The following is a 19,981-nucleotide window of genomic DNA, read 5'->3' as shown; positions in this document are numbered from 1 at the left end:
AACTGCCGCACATCATCAAAAGCGTGTCCATGGTTTGAATAACGTGCGATTTTCCATGCGGTCACAGTCACATATTTGGCGTCAGCGCCACCGTCCATCGGCAGCTGGCATAGAGGCCGAATCAATATTCAGGGTTAATTTCCGTCACCCAGGCGCTCACAATGACTACAAGCACAAACCTTGCCCAACATGCGGCCTGCAGCGCCCGAAAGGCCGGCCGGAGCGGGGTTGCAAGCCAATCCGATTGGCAGCAGCTCGCAGCGCTGCCTAGCCCGTGAGAACGATTTGCCTTGGATCAAAGAGATAACGAAGAACTGCGCGAATACTTGTAACCCCGTCAATCAAAAAGCATTGCGAACCTGCGCAACCAAACCTGACGGAAGCCCATTTTTCAATATATGAATTTTGACTAATAACCCGCCAAAAAACGTCAACGCGCCAGCGCCTGATTCCTGACGCCTGGATAAGTCGGTACTGATTGCAATCTGTCGGCAATGAGATGGCAGGCTATGCTGCAAATGAGCTTCGGCGTGCAAGCCGACTGGTACAAAACTGAAGCAACCACAACCAGGCATCGCCTGGTAAGAATGAAGACCGAAGAATTGTTTACTCAATATCGATTCAAGGCGACCATTGGCCGGTTGCCCAAGCGTCAGATGCCGTAGCCCCCAGGCCCACTGCCTGGCAGCAGCATTTGAACGCCAAGGTGAGCCAACCAACTCGAACGGCGGCTCACCCCCTACCCACCACAAGGATGAAGAGAGCGCCGCGTGGAATCCGAAGTCAGTCGAGTCCAACTCAGCCACGATCCACGCAGTCAGCATGACGATCCTCTGCTGGATAGTCTGTTGAGCCTGTGTGTCCTGCACCAGAAACCAGCCAGCCGGGTCATGCTGACCACCGGCCTGCCGTTGCCTGCCCAGCGCCTGAGCCCCGAACTGCTGCCGCGCGCAGCTGCCAGAGCCGGGCTGCAAGGGCGCCTGCTCCAGCGCAAGCTGGAGCAGATCCCGAGCATCGCCATGCCGGCCATGCTGCTGCTCAAGGAAGGCCGCAGCGCCGTCCTGTTGGGCTGGGAAAACGAAGACACTGCGCGTCTGCTACTGAGCGAGAGCGATGGTGGCGAGGTGCATGTCAGCCGCGAAGCCCTGCAGAGCGATTACAGCGGCCGGGTGTTCTTCGCCCAGCCGCAGCACAAGTTCGACGTCAACCACGGCAACCTCATCCCGCGGGCGAAGTCGTGGTTCCGTGACACCTTGCTGCGCAGCAAGTGGCTATACATCGATGCCATCGCCGCCAGCCTGGTGATCAACCTGATCGCCCTGGCCGCCCCCTTGTTCGTGATGAACGTGTATGACCGGGTGGTGCCCAACCAGGCCACTTCGACCCTTTGGGTATTGGCGATCGGTATCGCCGGCGCCTACATCTTCGACCTTATCCTCAAGGGCCTGCGAGGCTTGTGCCTGGACCTGGCCGGCAAGAAGACCGACCTGATCATCTCGGCAACCCTGTTCGAACGCATCGTCGGCATGTCGATGAAGTACCGCCCGGCCAGGGTCGGCAGCTTTGCCCAGAACATTCACGAGTTCCAGGGCCTGCGCGATTTTCTCGCCTCGCTGACCCTCACCAGCCTGATCGACCTGCCGTTCACCATTCTCATCCTGATTGTCATCGCGGTCATTGGCGGGCACCTGGTATGGATTCCGATCATCGCCTTCCCATTGGCCCTGGGCATCGGTTATGCCCTGCAGCGGCCATTGATGGCGACCATGGAGCGAACCATGGCCCTGGCCTCGGAGCGCCAGTCCAGCCTGATCGAAACACTGGCTGGCCTGGACGCGGTCAAGGTCAACAATGCCGAAAGTGAACGCCAGTACCTCTGGGAGCAGACCCTGGGCACCCTCAGCCGCCTGGAACTGCGAGTGAAGTTACTGTCGAGCCTGGCGATGAACATCACCCTGCTGATCCAGCAACTGGCGGGCGTGGCGATGATCTGCGTCGGCGTGTACCTGATCATCGACGGCAACCTCAGCATGGGCGGCCTGGTTGCCTGCTACATGCTCAGCGGCCGTGCCCTCGGCCCGCTGGGCCAGCTCAACGGCCTGCTCGCCCGCTACCAGCAGGCCAAGGTAACCATGGTCTCCACCGACCACATGATGGAGCTGCCGCAAGAGCGCAATTTCGAAGAGCGCCCGCTGAGCCGCAAGGTGCTGCAGGGCAGCGTCGAATTCCGCGGGGTCGATTTCACTTACCCGAACCAGCAGAACCAGGCCCTGAAGAACATCAACCTGACCATCCGCCCCGGCGAAAAGGTGGGCATCATCGGCCGCAGCGGCTCGGGTAAAAGCTCGCTGGCCAAGCTTATCGTCGGCCTCTACGAGGCCGATGCCGGGTCGCTGCTGGTCGATGGCGTGGACATTCGCCAGATCGACGTCAGCGAACTGCGCCACAACATTGGCTACGTACCGCAGGACATCCAGTTGTTGGCGGGCACCCTGCGCGACAACCTGGTCAGCGGCGCGCGCTACATCGAAGACGAGTTGATCCTGCAAGCCGCCGAACTGGCGGGCGTCCATGAGTTCGCTCGGCTGCACCCGGACGGCTACGAGCTGCAAGTAGGTGAACGTGGCCAGAACCTGTCCGGCGGCCAGCGGCAGAACGTCGCGCTTGGCCGTGCACTGCTGCTCAACCCGCAGATCCTTCTGCTGGACGAGCCGACCAGCGCCATGGACAACACCGGTGAAGAACGCCTCAAGCAACGCCTGCAAGCGGTGGTGGAAGGCAAGACCGTGCTGCTCGTCACGCACCGTGCCTCGCTGCTGTCGCTGGTAGACCGGCTGATCGTGATCGATCGCGGGCAGATTGTCGCCGACGGCCCGAAAGCCGCGGTCATGGATGCGTTGAAGAAGGGGCAGATCAGTGTTGCATAAGCTGGATATGGGGCAATTCAAGGATGGCCTGCGGCGCTATTTCAAAGGTTCCGACTCACTGGGCGGCCAGCCGCTGCCCGAGGTCAACAAGGCCCTGATCGAGGATGCCCCGCGGGTCGTGCGGCTGACCATCTGGGGCGTGATCCTGTTCTTCGTGTTCCTCATCGTATGGGCCAGCGTTGCCCCCATTGATGAAGTCACACGGGGCGAAGGCAAGGCCATCCCATCGTCCAAAGTACAGAAGATCCAGAACCTGGAAGGCGGCATCGTCGCCGAAATCTTCGCCAAGGAAGGGCAGATCGTCGAAGTGGGCCAGCCGTTGTTGCGCCTGGATGAAACCCGCTTCGCCTCCAACGTTGGTGAGACCGAGGCAGACCGCCTGTCCATGGCCCTGCGGGTCGAGCGCCTGAGTGCCGAGGTCGAAGATCGCCCGCTGAAGATCGACGAGGCGCTGCGCAAGGCTGCACCAAGCCAGGCCGCCAGTGAAGAGTCGCTGTACCAGAGCCGGCGCCAGCAACTGCAGGACGAGATTGGCGGCCTGCAACAACAGCTGGTACAGCGCCAGCAGGAGCTGCGCGAGTACAGCTCCAAACGCGCCCAGTACGCCAACAGCCTGGAACTGCTGCGCAAAGAAATCAGCATGTCCGAGCCGTTGGTGGCCACCGGCGCGATCTCCCAGGTCGAAGTACTGCGCCTGCGCCGTGCCGAAGTGGAAAACCGCGGCCAGCTGGATTCCACCGCGCTGGCCATCCCCCGGGCCGAAGCGGCGATCCGTGAGGTGCAAAGCAAGATCGAAGAGACCCGCGGCAAATTCCGCAGCGAGGCGCTGACCCAACTGAACGAAGCGCGCACCGAGTTGAACAAGGCCACCGCAACCAGCAAGGCCCTGGACGATCGGGTCAACCGCACCATGGTCACCTCGCCGGTACGCGGTATCGTCAAACAGTTGCTGGTCAACACCATTGGTGGGGTCATCCAGCCTGGCAGCGATATCCTCGAAGTGGTACCCCTGGACGATACGCTGGTCATCGAGGCGAAGATCCTGCCCAAGGACATCGCCTTCCTGCACCCGGGGCAGGAGGCGACGGTCAAGTTCACCGCGTATGACTACACCATCTACGGCGGGCTCAAGGCCAAACTGGAACAGATCGGCGCTGACACCATCACCGATGAAGACAAGAAGACCACCTACTACCTGATCAAGCTGCGCACCGATCGCAGCCACCTGGGGACTGACGAGAAGCCGTTGCTCATCATTCCGGGGATGGTGGCAACGGTAGACATCATGACCGGCAAGAAAACCATCATGAGCTACCTGCTCAAGCCGATCATGAAGGCGCGTTCGGAGGCGCTGCGCGAGCGTTGATCGCTGTAGGAGCGGCCTTGTGTCGCGAAAGGGCCGCACAGCGGCCCCGGAATTCAGCAGCGATGCGTGAAACGCTGGGGCTGCTGTGCAGCCCTTTCGCGACACAAGGCCGCTCCTACAAGTTACCGCATTGTTCCTCAGCGATACCTGTAGGCTGTCAGCGCCAAGGCGCAGGCTCGCCAACCAACTGCCCCTGAATCCCGCCCACGCCCATCTCGCGCAACACCAGCCGCTCCCCTTCGGTCTCGACCCGCTCGGCAATCAGCGGCAAGTCGATGCTGTGTGCCGCGCGCTGGATCGCTTCGATGAACAGCCGTTTGTGCTGTTCATGATCGATGTTGCGGATGTAGCTACCGTCGATCTTCAGGTACGCCAGGCCCAGGTGCGCCAGGTTGCCGATCATGCTGAAGCGCCCGCCAAAGCGTTGCAGCGCCAGGCCGAAGCCAAGCGCATGCAGGCGCCGGGTCAGCTGCTCCAGGGCAGCTTGTTCGGGCAGTTGCTCTTCGCCAATCTCGAAAATCAGACGCGGCCCCAGCGCCACATGCTGGCTCAGCAATTCGAAGATACGCTGCAGGGCCTTGGCATCGGCCAAGGTGGCTGCAGAGAGGTTCAGCGCCAGCACCTGGTCATGCCCGCGCAGGTGTGCGAGCACCTTTTCCAGCACCAGCACATCCAGCCGTGGCATCCAGCCAAAACGCTCCAGCCAGGGCAGGAAGCGGCCCGCCGGCAGTGCCTCGCCCTGGCCATCCTGCAAACGTGAAATCACCTTGTGGTGCAGTACTCGTTGCGCGGTGTCGCAATCCACCACCGGTTGGAAGAACAGCTCGAAATGCCCATTGTTGAACGCCTGGTCCAGCCGCTCATGCCAGGCATGCTGGCTGTCGGCGGCAACGGCGGCCACACCCTGCTCGAGGCATACCCAGCCCGGCGTCGGTTGGTTCTCGGCACGCGCCAGGGCCTCATCGGCGAGCTTCAGCAGCGCCTGTGGTGAGTCGCCTGGGCTGTAGGGCGCCAGGCCGATGCACGCCACTGGGTCGATATCACTGGCGCCAGTCTCATGCAGGCTGTGCAAGGTCGCTTCCAGGGCCTGGGCAAGCTGCACCGCCTCTTCATGCACCATGCCTGGCGCAAGCACCGCGAACTCGCCACCGCGGCTGCGGGAAATCAGGTCGTTGGTTTCCGGGTAGCTGGCACAGGTGCGGCGCAACTGCTCGCCCACAGCCTGCAGCAACTGGTCGGTACGCTGACCACCAAGGCGGGCGTTCAACCCCGCCAGCCCCTGGACCCGCAGCAACAGCAGGTAGCCGGAGCGCGCTTCTTCCAGGTTGCTCACACGGGTGTTCAGTTGCATCTCGAAATAACGCCGGTTGGACAACCCGGTCAGGCTGTCCTGGTAGGACTCGGCCCGCAGCCGTTCGCTGCGCTCGGCCTGTTCGGTGAACAGGGCCTTGAGCTTCTCGACCATCTGGTTCATCGCCTGCACCACGCGGCGCAGTTCCGGCGTACGCGGCAACTCTGGCAGGCTGAGGAATTCCCGGCGGGCGATAGCGTGGGACTGCTCGACCATATAATCCAGCGGGCGCAATTGGCGGCGCAGCAGCAACGCGCCGAGCACCGCGCTGGCCGCGCCACACAGCAGCAACCAGCCCAGGCTGCCCAGGGCGCTTTGCCAGAGCTTGGCGACGGCGAACATTGGGTGGCTGATCACTTCAACGCGCGCGGCCTGCTGCCAGCCGCGGCTGACGATGGCATCGCCCCCGGCGGCTTCCAGGCCGATCAGGCGTACGAACCAGCGCGGCACACCGCCAGGGTCCGGTTCGGCATGGCGTTCCACCAGCACCGCATTGGAACCCAGGTCGACGACCTTGATGCTCGAATAGTAACCGCTGTCGAAGATTGAACTGACCATCAGTTCGACCATCGCCGGGTCGTCGATATTCGGTGTCAGCGACAGCGCCAGCGCAGTCGCCGCATCCTGGGCGTGCGAGCGCAACTGGTTGACGTATTGGCTGCGCGAACTCTCCAGGCTGACCATGAAACTGCCACTGAAGGCGACCACCAGGAACAGGCAAATGGCCAACAGCAATTGTTTGAACAGTGACATCTGTGCTCCTTCAGTAAACCGGCTCGGCCGGGAACCCTTCGGCCTGCATTTTCTTCAGCAGATCCTGCCAGCGTGAAAGCCGCTTGGTATCGCCGACCTTCTTGTTGCCTGCGGCGCCCGTCAGCCACAGCCCTTCACCATTGAAAGCGTAAACCGGCAGCAGGTCTGTGCGCTGGCTGGCCGGCTTGATGGCGTCCATCAGGCTGTCCAGCACCAATGGCTGTGCCTGTGGGCTTGAATAATAGGTCAGGACCATGTGCGCCCGGTTCTGCCGCAGCGCCTTGACGTAGGTGATACGCAGCTTCTCGCTAGGGATACCCATGCGCCGCAGGCTGAAATACTTGGCGATGGCATAGTCCTCACAGTCCCCTGCGCCCTTGATCAGCGCCTGGATCGGCGTGGCCCAGTAATCGACCTCGTGCCACAGGTCGATATCCTCGACATAGCGCAACTGCTGGTTGAAGAAGCGGTTGACCGCCTGCAGTCGCTCAAGCTCCGTACCCTGCTTCTGGGTAGCCATCAGGTTCTGCCAGGCATCGATGCGACCCTGCCCGCTCCCCAACGAGCCATACAGCGCCTGCGACTTGCGGCTGATCTGGGAAAAGTCCCAATCCGCGTGCAGGCCGCCCAGCAGCATGCTGCCCAGCAGCGCAGCGAGGCTGACACGTTGCACAACGGTTTTGAGCATCCAGGTTAGCGCCACTGCGAAGCCCTGTTCAGGCCTGTCGAAAGCAGCGATGGTGCGGCTTGCAGCGGCAAAAGACAATGGCACCCTGCAATCATGCATCCGCTTGTCAGCCGACCTACACTTTAGGCTTATAACCTTCGTTGGGCCGCTTCCTTTGACAGGCGACTTCATCCACCATAGCCGCGCTTTTGGGGCGCCCGTTCCACTGCGGGGGCAAGCTGGACGCTCCCATGAGCTTTACTAGTGTCATTGGATCCAACTTTAGTCATCGTTGAGGCAGACGTCGCGTGGCCCAGAAATTCAAATTGAGCAATGTGCTGGCCAGTGAACAGCTGTTGCCGCACCAGGCCCGTGGCGTTATCGAAGAACGCCTGCGCAGTGCCATTCTGGATGGCCGCCTGCCTCCGGGTACTGCTGTGCGGCAACAGGAACTCGCTACCTTGTTCGGTGTCAGCCGCATGCCCGTGCGCGAGGCGCTGCGCCAGCTCGAGGCTCAATCGTTGCTGAAGGTGGAAATGCACAAGGGTGCAGTGGTTGCACCGTTGATTGGCGAGGACGCAGTGGATACCTATGCCCTGCGCGTACTGCTCGAAACCGAGGCGCTGCGGCAGTCCATTCCGCTGCTCGATGCCAGCGACATCGCCAGCGCTCGCGGATATATCCAGCAACTGGAGAACGAAACCCGGCATGCCGAAATCGGCCGTCTCAATCGCCTGTTGCACATGTCGTTGTACAACAAGGCACCCAACAAGAAATTGCTGCGCCTGATCGAAGATGAGCTGAACCAGGAAGAACGCTTCCTGCGCTTTCATCTCTCATCCATGGGCCTGGGCAAGCTTACCCAGGACGATCACAACGCACTGGTCGATGCGGCCAGCGCCAAGCAGGTAGACGAAGCGATAACGGTGCTGGAAAAACACCTGAATACCGCAGCAGGGGTGATCCGCAGGTACCTCGATAGCCAGTTGGGGCGCTAGCCGTGCAATGACACCCGGGCACGGATCAGGCATGGGTTGCAAATCGATCGGCCTCCGCCAACAATGAGACTAATTATCATTCATGTCCATTGATGGCAGCGCCCTCATCCATGTCCAGCAACGACTCCTTGCAAACGCTCTACAGTGACCACCACAGCTGGTTGCATGCCTGGCTGCGCAGCAAGCTGGGCAATGCCGCCGATGCCGCAGACCTGGCCCAGGATACCTTCGTGCGCTTGCTGCAGCGTCGCGAACACCTGCAACTGAATACGCCACGTGCCTTCCTGCGGACGGTCGCGCGTGGGCTGGTAATTGATCACTGGCGGCGCGAGGAACTGCACAGGGCCTATCTCGAGGCGCTGGCACACCTGCCGCAAGCACACACCCCCTCGGCCGAAACCCAGGAATTGCTGCTGGAGTTGCTGGAGCGCATCGCGCGCATGCTCGACGGCCTCAAACCCAAGGTACGCCGCGCCTTCCTGCTGGCCCAATGCGAGGGGCTGAAGCATCAGGCCATTGCCGACCAGATGGGAATCTCGGTGCGTACCGTGGAGCGCTACATAGCCGATGCGCTCTACCACTGCTACCTGCTGCGCTACGCAGACGAGTACTGATGCCATGAGCACCGCACAGCCTGATGCAACGACGGTCAAGCAGGCCATCCAGTGGATGCTGAGGCTACGCGAAAGCGGGCACGATCCTGCCCTGCAGCGACAGTGCGCGCAATGGCGGGAAGCCCGCCACGAACACGAACAGGCTTGGCAACGGCTGGTACACCTCCACCAGGAACTCGACATGCGCGCAATCCCCGGAGCTGGGCTGGCCATGCAAACCCTGGAAAGCAGCCAGCGCCGCTTGCAGCGTCGGCAGGCCCTGAAACTGCTTGGCGGGGTTGCGATGGTTGGCTCGGCGGCATGGCTAGGCACAGGCCTTGATGGCATCAATAGCTGGACATCGGACTATGCCACCGCCACGGGAGAACGACGCAGCTTCCGGCTTCCCGACGGAACGTCGATACAACTGAATACGCGCAGCGCAGTCGACCTGGCTTTCAAAGACGGGCAAAACCTGATCCGCCTGAAGCAAGGGGAAATGCTGATTACCTGCGGCCCGCAGCGGCCGATTCTTGTACAAACACGCGACGCACTGCTGGAAGGGCTCGAAGGACGCTTCGTGGCGCGGCAGGACAGCGACTGCACCAGGGTCAGTGTCAGCCATGGCAGGGTAGCGATACACCGGCCCGGCAAAGGCGCGATGCAGTGGATTGAAAGCGGCCAGAACTGGCGCCTGGATGCACAAGGGGCCTATCGGCTTGAGCAGGTGGACATGGATGCGATGGCCTGGACTGAAGGGTTGCTCGTCACCCGGGACATTCGCCTGGTCGACTTTCTCACGCAGGTCAGCCGTTATCGTCATGGTTATCTGGGCTGCAGCGATGACACCGCCGATTTGCGCCTGTCTGGTGTATTCCGCCTCGAAGACCCGGAGCAATTGTTGCTGGTGCTGCCACGGACGCTGCCGGTAAAGCTCCGGCAAGTCACCCGCTGGTGGGTGCGTGTCGAGGGGCTGGCCTGACGGGTGACGACGCTTGCCTTGGGCGCTGCGAAGCGCTCCAACAGCTTTTTTGGCGGGTTTCGAATGCCAGTTCGGCTAGGACAGTAAACCTTCCCCTGCCCTCACGTTAACGGACCCTTCATGCCTACCGCCTCCGCGCACCCAGCCAACGCGAATGATTTTCGACCTGTCTTAGACTCAACAAAACTTCACAAAGCGATCCGGGCCGCCTTGTTCGGTACCGCATTGGGCCTGACAGCTGTCACATCGATGTCCATGGCAGCTGAACCTGCCGAGCTTAGCCAACACTATACAATTTCGGCCGGCCAGTTGGATGATGTGCTCAACCAGTTCGCCCGCCAGGCCGGCATCACCCTGTCAGCCACACCGCAGCTCACCCAAGGCTTGCAGTCCAACGGGTTGCAGGGGCAATACCCTACCGACAAGGCACTGCGGCAGCTGCTTAACGGCAGCGGCCTGGAAGCAGTCAGCCAGGACGGGCGTAGCTACGTGCTGCAAGCCCAACCGCAAGGTGCGGCGTTGTCGCTGCCAGACACCGATATCCATGGTTTCACCCTAGGCAATGCGCTGGGTAGCATGGACGGGTACAACGCCACGCACAGCCAGGTGGCGACCAAGACCAGTATGGCGTTGGTCGAAACATCCCAATCGGTCTCGGTGGTCACCCGGCAGCAGATGGACGACCAGGGCTCACAGACGGTTGCCCAGGCCATGCGCTACACACCCGGGGTACTGACCAACCCCTACGGTGCTACCCACCGCTACGATTATGTGGCCATGCGTGGTTTCAATGACGGCTCGGTGGACAACATCTACGTCGATGGGCTCAAGTCGATGGGGGACAACGGTACCTACAGCACCATGCAGGTGGACCCTTACTTCCTGGAACGGATAGACATCCTCAAGGGGCCTTCTTCGGTACTCTATGGCCGTAGCTCCCCAGGAGGCCTGGTAGCACTGACCACCAAGAAGCCGTTGTTCACCCGCTACCGCCAAGTTCAGGCCACGGTCGGTACCCAAGGCCAGCGAGGCATGGGTTTCGACTTCAGCGGCCCTGTGGATGACGACAAGCGCATTGCGTACCGCCTGACAGGCCTTGCGGATGCTTCCGACACGCAGTTCGACCACAACAAGGAAGAACGCTACGCCATCGCGCCGGCCATCAGCATCGACTTCAGCGAGGACACCTCGCTTACCCTGCAGGCCTACCTGCAACACGACCCCAACGGCGGGTACCACGGCGGCAACCCCGCAAACGGCATGCTGCACAAGCGCAACGGCTTGCGCCTGTCGGACCATTTCTTCGAGGGTGAGCCGGGTATCGACAACTACGAGCGTACCCAGCAGTCCTTCAGCTACCAGTTCGAGCATCGCTTCAACGATGTACTCACCGCGCGACAGAACTTCCGCTACCAGGATTCGGACGTGTCGATGGACCAGGTGTATTCCGCCGGTTGGGCGGATGCCGACAGCAATATCCTCAACCGCGCCTACACCGGCGGCGACGAGCGCCTGCATTCGTACATCATCGACAACATGCTGCAGGCCGAATTCTTCACGGGGGCCGCCAAACATACCTTGCTGCTGGGTACCGATTATCAACGACGCAAGGCCGATGTGGCATGGCGTTATGGCACAGTCGACCCGCTGGATGCCGGCAACCCGCAGTACGGCAATGGCAACCTGCGGGTGCTGGGCGAAAACCGCTACCAGCGGCGTTTACAACAAACGGGTGTGTACTTGCAGGACCTTGTGGAACTGGACCAGTGGCGTTTGTCCTTGGGGCTGCGCCAGGATTGGGTGAAGGTGTCCGAGGAGAACCGCGATAGCAACACCAAGGTCAATGATCAGCGCTCCAGGTTTACTACCCGCGCTGGGGTGCTCTACCTGTTCGAAAATGGCATTGCGCCTTATGTCAGCTACTCGGAGTCATTCAACCCCAATACGGTTTCCGACCAGGCTGGTCGCCCATTGGCACCAACCGAGGGCACTCAATGGGAGGCCGGCATCAAGTATCAACCGCCCGGGAGCGACAACCTGTTCACTGCATCGTTATTCCGAATAGAACAGGAGAACCTGGCCTCCAAGCAGCCTGACGAAGACTTCTATCGCCCTGTAGGCCAAGTGCGCTCGCAAGGGCTCGAGTTGGAGGCCCATGTGCAGCTGACCGACAGCTTGAAGGTGCTGGGCGGCTATACCTTCACCGATATCGAGTACGCCAAGTCCATGCCCAGCCTGGTGTCGGCCACCTTGGACAACAAGGGCAATTCACCAACCCAGGCGCCAAAACAGATGTTCTCCCTGTGGGCGGATTACAACTTCCGGCAAGGGGCGCTGGATGGCCTGCGGCTGGGCGGTGGCGTGCGATATGTGGGGTACAGCTGGGTCGATGCGGAAAACAGCATGAAAGTGCCCGCCTACACCTTGTTCGACGCCTCGATCGGCTATGACCTGAGCAAGATCGGCCTTCGGGGTGTGGATGTCCGCCTGAACGCCAACAACCTGACCAATGAAAGCTACATCAGCTCGTGTGCCAGCTTGGACTACTGCTACATGGGAGAGGAACGCAACGTGAGTGCTACCGTCACCTATCAGTTCTGAACCCGCGGTAGCCGTAGCTGCACATTCCTATACCGCTATCGCCCTGGCTTGGGAGTCATGGCCCGGAAAAGACAAAGCCCCTGTCTGCAGCGCAGACAGGGGCTTTGGATTTGAATCTTGACGATGACCTACTCTCACATGGGGAAGCCCCACACTACCATCGGCGATGCATCGTTTCACTGCTGAGTTCGGGATGGGATCAGGTGGTTCCAATGCTCTATGGTCGTCAAGAAATTCTGTTGCCAGAAGGTCTTGGTAGACACTCCAGCGAATTCGGATATGTGATATGTGTGGTTCGTTGCGAACTTTCGGTTCGTATCATCTTCACCACCGCAATCTGCGTCAGCAAATTGCTTGGGTGTTATATGGTCAAGCCTCACGGGCAATTAGTATTGGTTAGCTCAACGCCTCACAGCGCTTACACACCCAACCTATCAACGTCGTAGTCTTCGACGGCCCTTCAGGGAACTCAAGGTTCCAGTGAGATCTCATCTTGAGGCAAGTTTCCCGCTTAGATGCTTTCAGCGGTTATCTCTTCCGAACATAGCTACCCGGCAATGCCACTGGCGTGACAACCGGAACACCAGAGGTTCGTCCACTCCGGTCCTCTCGTACTAGGAGCAGCCCCTCTCAAATCTCAAACGTCCACGGCAGATAGGGACCGAACTGTCTCACGACGTTCTAAACCCAGCTCGCGTACCACTTTAAATGGCGAACAGCCATACCCTTGGGACCGGCTTCAGCCCCAGGATGTGATGAGCCGACATCGAGGTGCCAAACACCGCCGTCGATATGAACTCTTGGGCGGTATCAGCCTGTTATCCCCGGAGTACCTTTTATCCGTTGAGCGATGGCCCTTCCATACAGAACCACCGGATCACTAAGACCTACTTTCGTACCTGCTCGACGTGTTTGTCTCGCAGTCAAGCGCGCTTTTGCCTTTATACTCTACGACCGATTTCCGACCGGTCTGAGCGCACCTTCGTACTCCTCCGTTACTCTTTGGGAGGAGACCGCCCCAGTCAAACTACCCACCATACACTGTCCTCGATCCGGATAACGGACCTGAGTTAGAACCTCAAAGTTGCCAGGGTGGTATTTCAAGGATGGCTCCATGAGAACTGGCGTCCCCACTTCAAAGCCTCCCACCTATCCTACACAAGCAAATTCAAAGTCCAGTGCAAAGCTATAGTAAAGGTTCACGGGGTCTTTCCGTCTAGCCGCGGATACACTGCATCTTCACAGCGATTTCAATTTCACTGAGTCTCGGGTGGAGACAGCGCCGCCATCGTTACGCCATTCGTGCAGGTCGGAACTTACCCGACAAGGAATTTCGCTACCTTAGGACCGTTATAGTTACGGCCGCCGTTTACCGGGGCTTCGATCAAGAGCTTCGCTTGCGCTAACCCCATCAATTAACCTTCCGGCACCGGGCAGGCGTCACACCCTATACGTCCACTTTCGTGTTTGCAGAGTGCTGTGTTTTTAATAAACAGTCGCAGCGGCCTGGTATCTTCGACCGGCATGGGCTTACGGAGCAAGTCCTTCACCCTCGCCGGCGCACCTTCTCCCGAAGTTACGGTGCCATTTTGCCTAGTTCCTTCACCCGAGTTCTCTCAAGCGCCTTGGTATTCTCTACCTAACCACCTGTGTCGGTTTGGGGTACGGTTCCCAGTTATCTGAAGCTTAGGAGCTTTTCTTGGAAGCATGGTATCAACCACTTCGTCGCCTAAAGGCAACTCGTCATCAGCTCTCGGCCTTGAAATCCCGGATTTGCCTAAGATTTCAGCCTACCACCTTAAACCTGGACAACCAACGCCAGGCTGGCCTAACCTTCTCCGTCCCTCCATCGCAATAACTGGAAGTACAGGAATATTAACCTGTTTTCCATCGACTACGCTTTTCAGCCTCGCCTTAGGGACCGACTAACCCTGCGTCGATTAACGTTGCGCAGGAAACCTTGGTCTTTCGGCGTGCGAGTTTTTCACTCGCATTGTCGTTACTCATGTCAGCATTCGCACTTCTGATACCTCCAGCAAGCTTCTCAACTCACCTTCACAGGCTTACAGAACGCTCCTCTACCGCGTCATCAAAGATGACACCCGTAGCTTCGGTGCATGGTTTGAGCCCCGTTACATCTTCCGCGCAGGCCGACTCGACTAGTGAGCTATTACGCTTTCTTTAAAGGGTGGCTGCTTCTAAGCCAACCTCCTAGCTGTCTAAGCCTTCCCACATCGTTTCCCACTTAACCATGACTTTGGGACCTTAGCTGACGGTCTGGGTTGTTTCCCTTTTCACGACGGACGTTAGCACCCGCCGTGTGTCTCCCATGCTCGGCACTTCCAGGTATTCGGAGTTTGCATCGGTTTGGTAAGTCGGGATGACCCCCTAGCCGAAACAGTGCTCTACCCCCTGGAGTGATACATGAGGCGCTACCTAAATAGCTTTCGAGGAGAACCAGCTATCTCCGAGCTTGATTAGCCTTTCACTCCGATCCACAGGTCATCCGCTAACTTTTCAACGGTAGTCGGTTCGGTCCTCCAGTCAGTGTTACCTAACCTTCAACCTGCCCATGGATAGATCGCCCGGTTTCGGGTCTATACCCAGCGACTAAACGCCCTATTAAGACTCGCTTTCGCTACGCCTCCCCTATTCGGTTAAGCTCGCCACTGAATATAAGTCGCTGACCCATTATACAAAAGGTACGCAGTCACCTAACAAAGTAGGCTCCCACTGCTTGTACGCATACGGTTTCAGGTTCTATTTCACTCCCCTCTCCGGGGTTCTTTTCGCCTTTCCCTCACGGTACTGGTTCACTATCGGTCAGTCAGTAGTATTTAGCCTTGGAGGATGGTCCCCCCATGTTCAGACAAAGTTTCTCGTGCTCCGTCCTACTCGATTTCATTGACAAGAGATTTTCGTGTACGGGGCTATCACCCACTATGGCCGCACTTTCCAGAGCGTTCCACTAATCTCAAATCAACTTAAGGGCTGGTCCCCGTTCGCTCGCCACTACTAAGGGAATCTCGGTTGATTTCTTTTCCTCAGGGTACTTAGATGTTTCAGTTCCCCTGGTTCGCCTCTTGCACCTATGTATTCAGTACAAGATACTCAGCTTGTGCTGAGTGGGTTCCCCCATTCAGAGATCTCTGGATCACAGTCTGTTTGCCGACTCCCCAAAGCTTATCGCAGGCTACCACGTCTTTCATCGCCTCTGACTGCCAAGGCATCCACCGTATGCGCTTCTTCACTTGACCATATAACCCCAAGCAATCTGGTTATACTGTGAAGACGACATTCGCCGAAAATTCGCATGTTGCTCTTTCGAGCAGAACTCACAAATTTTACCTTAGCCTGATTAACCAGCAGTGAAACTGGTCATCAGTCTATATCTATCACATATCCGAATTTTTAAAGAACGATCTGACAAAAGCCAGAAATCAACATTCGAGGCGAATGCTCATTTCTGAGTTTGATCAAGTGCAACACTTCACAACAGCAGAAAGTGGTGGAGCCAAGCGGGATCGAACCGCTGACCTCCTGCGTGCAAGGCAGGCGCTCTCCCAGCTGAGCTATGGCCCCGTATTCTACGGCTGAACCATGTAATGGTAGGTCTGGGCAGATTTGAACTGCCGACCTCACCCTTATCAGGGGTGCGCTCTAACCAACTGAGCTACAGACCTATAACAGGGTCGCGTTACAGCATCGTCTTTTACAATGAATCAAGCAATTCGTGTGGGAGCTCATCAGCAGGCTGATGTCGTCGATTAAGGAGGTGATCCAGCCGCAGGTTCCCCTACGGCTACCTTGTTACGACTTCACCCCAGTCATGAATCACACCGTGGTAACCGTCCTCCCGAAGGTTAGACTAGCTACTTCTGGTGCAACCCACTCCCATGGTGTGACGGGCGGTGTGTACAAGGCCCGGGAACGTATTCACCGCGACATTCTGATTCGCGATTACTAGCGATTCCGACTTCACGCAGTCGAGTTGCAGACTGCGATCCGGACTACGATCGGTTTTGTGAGATTAGCTCCACCTCGCGGCTTGGCAACCCTCTGTACCGACCATTGTAGCACGTGTGTAGCCCAGGCCGTAAGGGCCATGATGACTTGACGTCATCCCCACCTTCCTCCGGTTTGTCACCGGCAGTCTCCTTAGAGTGCCCACCATAACGTGCTGGTAACTAAGGACAAGGGTTGCGCTCGTTACGGGACTTAACCCAACATCTCACGACACGAGCTGACGACAGCCATGCAGCACCTGTGTCAGAGTTCCCGAAGGCACCAATCCATCTCTGGAAAGTTCTCTGCATGTCAAGGCCTGGTAAGGTTCTTCGCGTTGCTTCGAATTAAACCACATGCTCCACCGCTTGTGCGGGCCCCCGTCAATTCATTTGAGTTTTAACCTTGCGGCCGTACTCCCCAGGCGGTCAACTTAATGCGTTAGCTGCGCCACTAAAATCTCAAGGATTCCAACGGCTAGTTGACATCGTTTACGGCGTGGACTACCAGGGTATCTAATCCTGTTTGCTCCCCACGCTTTCGCACCTCAGTGTCAGTATCAGTCCAGGTGGTCGCCTTCGCCACTGGTGTTCCTTCCTATATCTACGCATTTCACCGCTACACAGGAAATTCCACCACCCTCTACCGTACTCTAGCTCGCCAGTTTTGGATGCAGTTCCCAGGTTGAGCCCGGGGCTTTCACATCCAACTTAACGAACCACCTACGCGCGCTTTACGCCCAGTAATTCCGATTAACGCTTGCACCCTCTGTATTACCGCGGCTGCTGGCACAGAGTTAGCCGGTGCTTATTCTGTCGGTAACGTCAAAACAGCAAGGTATTAACTTACTGCCCTTCCTCCCAACTTAAAGTGCTTTACAATCCGAAGACCTTCTTCACACACGCGGCATGGCTGGATCAGGCTTTCGCCCATTGTCCAATATTCCCCACTGCTGCCTCCCGTAGGAGTCTGGACCGTGTCTCAGTTCCAGTGTGACTGATCATCCTCTCAGACCAGTTACGGATCGTCGCCTTGGTGAGCCATTACCTCACCAACTAGCTAATCCGACCTAGGCTCATCTGATAGCGTGAGGTCCGAAGATCCCCCACTTTCTCCCGTAGGACGTATGCGGTATTAGCGTTCCTTTCGAAACGTTGTCCCCCACTACCAGGCAGATTCCTAGGCATTACTCACCCGTCCGCCGCTGAATCAAGGAGCAAGCTCCCGTCATCCGCTCGACTTGCATGTGTTAGGCCTGCCGCCAGCGTTCAATCTGAGCCATGATCAAACTCTTCAGTTCAATACTGCTTGGGTTTTTAAGAAACCCTAAACTTGGCTCAGCAATCTCAAATGACTATGTGATTTCTCGCATGGCCACTTGTGATGCTGATAATCTTTGTGACTATCAGTCCGTACTCACAAGCACCCACACGAATTGCTTGATTCGATTTGTTAAAGAGCGTTTGGCTAAGAGCTTTTCGTCTCAACCGAGGCGCGCATTCTACGCTTTCCTCAAGGTCTGTCAAGCGTTTATTTTGAAGTTTTTGAGAAAAACCCGTTTAACTTCAGACACTTAACTCGCTTCGATCTCTCGTCGCGGGAGGTGAATAATACAGCATTCAAAAACGCTGTCAACCACCTTTTTTGCCACCGACCGGCCGTTCAGCCAACCAGGAGAAGCGATAGCTTCTACTTAAAGACAAAACCCCTACCTGCATGTGCAGATAGGGGTTTTGCGAAATTAATCTTGACGATGACCTACTCTCACATGGGGAAGCCCCACACTACCATCGGCGATGCATCGTTTCACTGCTGAGTTCGGGATGGGATCAGGTGGTTCCAATGCTCTATGGTCGTCAAGAAATTCTGTTGCCAGAAGGTCTTGGTAGACACTCCAGCGAATTCGGATATGTGATGTTCGTGGTTCGTTGCGAACTTTCGGTTCGTGTCATCTTCACCACCGCAATCTGCGTCAGCAAATTGCTTGGGTGTTATATGGTCAAGCCTCACGGGCAATTAGTATTGGTTAGCTCAACGCCTCACAGCGCTTACACACCCAACCTATCAACGTCGTAGTCTTCGACGGCCCTTCAGGGAACTCAAGGTTCCAGTGAGATCTCATCTTGAGGCAAGTTTCCCGCTTAGATGCTTTCAGCGGTTATCTCTTCCGAACATAGCTACCCGGCAATGCCACTGGCGTGACAACCGGAACACCAGAGGTTCGTCCACTCCGGTCCTCTCGTACTAGGAGCAGCCCCTCTCAAATCTCAAACGTCCACGGCAGATAGGGACCGAACTGTCTCACGACGTTCTAAACCCAGCTCGCGTACCACTTTAAATGGCGAACAGCCATACCCTTGGGACCGGCTTCAGCCCCAGGATGTGATGAGCCGACATCGAGGTGCCAAACACCGCCGTCGATATGAACTCTTGGGCGGTATCAGCCTGTTATCCCCGGAGTACCTTTTATCCGTTGAGCGATGGCCCTTCCATACAGAACCACCGGATCACTAAGACCTACTTTCGTACCTGCTCGACGTGTTTGTCTCGCAGTCAAGCGCGCTTTTGCCTTTATACTCTACGACCGATTTCCGACCGGTCTGAGCGCACCTTCGTACTCCTCCGTTACTCTTTGGGAGGAGACCGCCCCAGTCAAACTACCCACCATACACTGTCCTCGATCCGGATAACGGACCTGAGTTAGAACCTCAAAGTTGCCAGGGTGGTATTTCAAGGATGGCTCCATGAGAACTGGCGTCCCCACTTCAAAGCCTCCCACCTATCCTACACAAGCAAATTCAAAGTCCAGTGCAAAGCTATAGTAAAGGTTCACGGGGTCTTTCCGTCTAGCCGCGGATACACTGCATCTTCACAGCGATTTCAATTTCACTGAGTCTCGGGTGGAGACAGCGCCGCCATCGTTACGCCATTCGTGCAGGTCGGAACTTACCCGACAAGGAATTTCGCTACCTTAGGACCGTTATAGTTACGGCCGCCGTTTACCGGGGCTTCGATCAAGAGCTTCGCTTGCGCTAACCCCATCAATTAACCTTCCGGCACCGGGCAGGCGTCACACCCTATACGTCCACTTTCGTGTTTGCAGAGTGCTGTGTTTTTAATAAACAGTCGCAGCGGCCTGGTATCTTCGACCGGCATGGGCTTACGGAGCAAGTCCTTCACCCTCGCCGGCGCACCTTCTCCCGAAGTTACGGTGCCATTTTGCCTAGTTCCTTCACCCGAGTTCTCTCAAGCGCCTTGGTATTCTCTACCTAACCACCTGTGTCGGTTTGGGGTACGGTTCCCAGTTATCTGAAGCTTAGGAGCTTTTCTTGGAAGCATGGTATCAACCACTTCGTCGCCTAAAGGCAACTCGTCATCAGCTCTCGGCCTTGAAATCCCGGATTTGCCTAAGATTTCAGCCTACCACCTTAAACCTGGACAACCAACGCCAGGCTGGCCTAACCTTCTCCGTCCCTCCATCGCAATAACTGGAAGTACAGGAATATTAACCTGTTTTCCATCGACTACGCTTTTCAGCCTCGCCTTAGGGACCGACTAACCCTGCGTCGATTAACGTTGCGCAGGAAACCTTGGTCTTTCGGCGTGCGAGTTTTTCACTCGCATTGTCGTTACTCATGTCAGCATTCGCACTTCTGATACCTCCAGCAAGCTTCTCAACTCACCTTCACAGGCTTACAGAACGCTCCTCTACCGCGTCATCAAAGATGACACCCGTAG

9 protein-coding genes, 2 tRNA genes and 5 rRNA genes (1 of these 16 only partly in view) are annotated in these 19,981 nt (G+C 57.5%); 6 read left to right on the top strand and 10 right to left on the bottom strand.

The genetic code is table 11. The features are described from left to right. Window positions 1–341: 341 nt before the first annotated feature. Window positions 342–824 (bottom strand): hypothetical protein, encoded by a 483-nt coding sequence (locus HU763_RS00695; protein ID WP_186690721.1) that lies wholly within the window; start codon window positions 822–824, stop codon window positions 342–344. Here HU763_RS00695 and HU763_RS00690 point away from each other — a divergent pair. Then, window positions 771–2,927: a type I secretion system permease/ATPase gene (locus HU763_RS00690; RefSeq protein ID WP_170027726.1), complete on the top strand. Its 2,157-nt coding sequence runs from the start codon at window positions 771–773 to the stop codon at window positions 2,925–2,927. The genes HU763_RS00695 and HU763_RS00690 overlap by 54 nt on opposite strands. A gap of 7 nt (window positions 2,928–2,934) precedes the next feature. After that, window positions 2,935–4,293 carry an HlyD family type I secretion periplasmic adaptor subunit gene (locus tag HU763_RS00685; protein WP_170027725.1) on the top strand — a complete coding sequence of 453 codons (1,359 nt, stop codon included), beginning with the start codon at window positions 2,935–2,937 and terminating at the stop codon, window positions 4,291–4,293. Between the two features lie 157 nt (window positions 4,294–4,450). Here HU763_RS00685 and lapD read toward each other — a convergent pair whose 3' ends face one another. Together lapD and lapG are read right to left on the bottom strand one after the other, a co-directional pair. After that, complete coding sequence (lapD, locus tag HU763_RS00680; protein ID WP_186690707.1) at window positions 4,451–6,397, bottom strand: cyclic di-GMP receptor LapD; 1,947 nt, start codon at window positions 6,395–6,397, stop codon at window positions 4,451–4,453. A gap of 10 nt (window positions 6,398–6,407) precedes the next feature. After that, a complete protein-coding gene (gene lapG, locus HU763_RS00675) occupies window positions 6,408–7,169 on the bottom strand; it encodes a cysteine protease LapG (protein ID WP_186690719.1) in 762 nt (253 codons plus the stop codon). 203 nt (window positions 7,170–7,372) lie between these two features. Between lapG and HU763_RS00670 the strand changes: the two genes are divergently transcribed. From HU763_RS00670 to HU763_RS00655, 4 genes are all read left to right on the top strand, one after another. Continuing rightward, the gene (locus HU763_RS00670; RefSeq protein ID WP_186690705.1) at window positions 7,373–8,062 is read left to right on the top strand and encodes a GntR family transcriptional regulator; all 690 of its coding nucleotides are present in this window, start codon (window positions 7,373–7,375) and stop codon (window positions 8,060–8,062) included. Window positions 8,063–8,172: 110 nt separating this feature from the next. Next, a complete protein-coding gene (locus HU763_RS00665; RefSeq protein WP_186690703.1) occupies window positions 8,173–8,676 on the top strand; it encodes a sigma-70 family RNA polymerase sigma factor in 504 nt (167 codons plus the stop codon). 4 nt (window positions 8,677–8,680) lie between these two features. Further along, window positions 8,681–9,637 (top strand): FecR domain-containing protein, encoded by a 957-nt coding sequence (locus tag HU763_RS00660; RefSeq protein ID WP_186690701.1) that lies wholly within the window; start codon window positions 8,681–8,683, stop codon window positions 9,635–9,637. Between the two features lie 120 nt (window positions 9,638–9,757). Beyond that, entirely contained in the window at window positions 9,758–12,238 is a 2,481-nt protein-coding gene (locus HU763_RS00655) for a TonB-dependent siderophore receptor (protein WP_202883433.1), read from the top strand. Window positions 12,239–12,353: 115 nt separating this feature from the next. On the opposite strand, the gene rrf (HU763_RS00650) is transcribed toward HU763_RS00655, so the two are convergent. The 7 genes from rrf (HU763_RS00650) to HU763_RS00620 all read right to left on the bottom strand — a co-directional run. Further along, window positions 12,354–12,469 (bottom strand): 5S ribosomal RNA (gene rrf / locus HU763_RS00650). A 134-nt stretch (window positions 12,470–12,603) separates the two neighbouring features. Then, window positions 12,604–15,495, bottom strand: a 23S ribosomal RNA gene (locus HU763_RS00645). Window positions 15,496–15,744: 249 nt separating this feature from the next. Continuing rightward, a tRNA-Ala gene (locus tag HU763_RS00640) sits at window positions 15,745–15,820 on the bottom strand. Between the two features lie 24 nt (window positions 15,821–15,844). Next, window positions 15,845–15,921, bottom strand: a tRNA-Ile gene (locus HU763_RS00635). 85 nt (window positions 15,922–16,006) lie between these two features. Further along, window positions 16,007–17,543: ribosomal RNA gene (locus HU763_RS00630) — 16S ribosomal RNA — on the bottom strand. Window positions 17,544–17,988: 445 nt separating this feature from the next. After that, window positions 17,989–18,104: ribosomal RNA gene (gene rrf, locus HU763_RS00625) — 5S ribosomal RNA — on the bottom strand. Window positions 18,105–18,238: 134 nt separating this feature from the next. Continuing rightward, a 23S ribosomal RNA gene (locus tag HU763_RS00620) occupies window positions 18,239–19,981 on the bottom strand; it runs 1,149 nt beyond the window's last position. Together the 16S, 23S and 5S rRNA genes with 2 tRNA genes alongside form the textbook arrangement of a ribosomal RNA operon.

The sequence above is a fragment of the Pseudomonas anuradhapurensis genome (assembly GCF_014269225.2).
Classification (GTDB): domain Bacteria; phylum Pseudomonadota; class Gammaproteobacteria; order Pseudomonadales; family Pseudomonadaceae; genus Aquipseudomonas; species Aquipseudomonas anuradhapurensis.
The sequence above is the reverse complement of the archived record's forward strand: the minus strand, read 5'-3'. Positions and strand labels throughout refer to the sequence as shown.

Bases quoted from the DNA above. Each gene is read 5' to 3' on its own strand.
- HU763_RS00695 (WP_186690721.1), bottom strand. From the start codon at position 824: ATGCTGACTGCGTGGATCGTGGCTGAGTTGGACTCGACTGACTTCGGA.
- HU763_RS00685 (WP_170027725.1), top strand. From the start codon at position 2,935: ATGGGGCAATTCAAGGATGGCCTGCGGCGCTATTTCAAAGGTTCCGAC.
- lapD (WP_186690707.1), bottom strand. From the start codon at position 6,397: ATGTCACTGTTCAAACAATTGCTGTTGGCCATTTGCCTGTTCCTGGTG.
- HU763_RS00665 (WP_186690703.1), top strand. From the start codon at position 8,173: ATGTCCAGCAACGACTCCTTGCAAACGCTCTACAGTGACCACCACAGC.
- HU763_RS00660 (WP_186690701.1), top strand. From the start codon at position 8,681: ATGAGCACCGCACAGCCTGATGCAACGACGGTCAAGCAGGCCATCCAG.
- HU763_RS00655 (WP_202883433.1), top strand. From the start codon at position 9,758: ATGCCTACCGCCTCCGCGCACCCAGCCAACGCGAATGATTTTCGACCT.